The organism is Streptococcus sp. 27098_8_74, assembly GCF_041431705.1.
Lineage (GTDB): Bacteria > Bacillota > Bacilli > Lactobacillales > Streptococcaceae > Streptococcus > Streptococcus salivarius_E.
Map to the genome: position 1 here is coordinate 1 of NZ_JAPVYF010000063.1, position 1,110 is coordinate 1,110.

1 protein-coding gene is annotated in these 1,110 nt (G+C 38.6%); it reads right to left on the minus strand.

Annotated elements, in window-relative coordinates; all coding sequences use genetic code 11:
* The coding region (locus tag O3670_RS10930; protein ID WP_371596174.1) for an ISL3 family transposase at positions 1-1,110 on the minus strand (1,110 nt) is incomplete at both ends.

The window sequence follows — 1,110 nt, forward strand, 5'->3', positions numbered from 1 at the left end:
AGACGTTTAATATCTTTGATAAGCTTATTGGTCCCCTCCAATTTTGCATTTGAGTAATGTGTTTCTAGTGCATTTTTGATGTATTGTTTATGTTTACGAAAAGTCCTAAAGACTGTTTTGAAGTAATGATTGACCTTGCTTATATTCTCCTCTATGAGTTCAAAAAACTCATTCCCCCTCTTCTCCTGAAAGTGAAAAAGCAAAAGCTGATAGAGGTTATAATAATTGGAGAGTTCTTCTGAGAAATTCAGTGTCTTCTCAACGACTTCATGTGGGCATAATGTTTGATGGAAGGTCTTTGAGTAAAAAGGGTTGAGAGATAACTTACGGCTGTCCTTTTGGAAGAGTCTCCAGTGATTTTTTAAAGCTCGATAAGGTAGTGACTTCTTATCAAACTGATTCATAATGGCAATTCTTGTCTTTAAAAAGGCACGTCCAAGGTGCTGGATAATGTGAAATCGATCAAGAACAATTTTGGCGTTAGGGAAGAGTTTGCGAGCCAGTGGAATATAAGCTCCTGACATGTCCATCGTGATAAACTGTACCTGTTGTCGGACTTTCAATGGATACTTCAAAAAATAGTTTCGTATAGTAGTTTGGCAGCGATTATCAAGGATGGTTATGAGTTTGTTGGTCTCATAGTTTTGAGCCACAAAAGCGAGTTCACCTTTCTTGAACCCAAACTCATCCCAGGACATAACAGCTGGGAGTTTGTCATAATGTTCCTTGAAAGTAAACTGGTCAAGTTTACGATAGACAGTGGACGTCGATACACGAAGTCTTCTGGCAATATCCGTTAGTGATACCTTCTCAGTTAGAAGTTGTGCAACCTTTTGTCGGATAAGGTTGGAGATTTGGTGGTTTTTCTCAACGATTGAGGTTTCAGCCACCGTTACTCTCTTACACACTTTACACTGGAAGCGACGTTTCTTCAGACGTAGTAGTGTTGGAGTTCCAGCTTGTTCAAGAAGAGGGATTTTAGAAGATTTTTGAAAGTCGTACTTGATCATCATTCCATGGCAATGAGGGCATGGTGGTGCAGAATAATCAAGTTTTGCATGAATCTCGATATGAGTATTAGTTTCCAAAACAAGAGAAATAATGATGTTA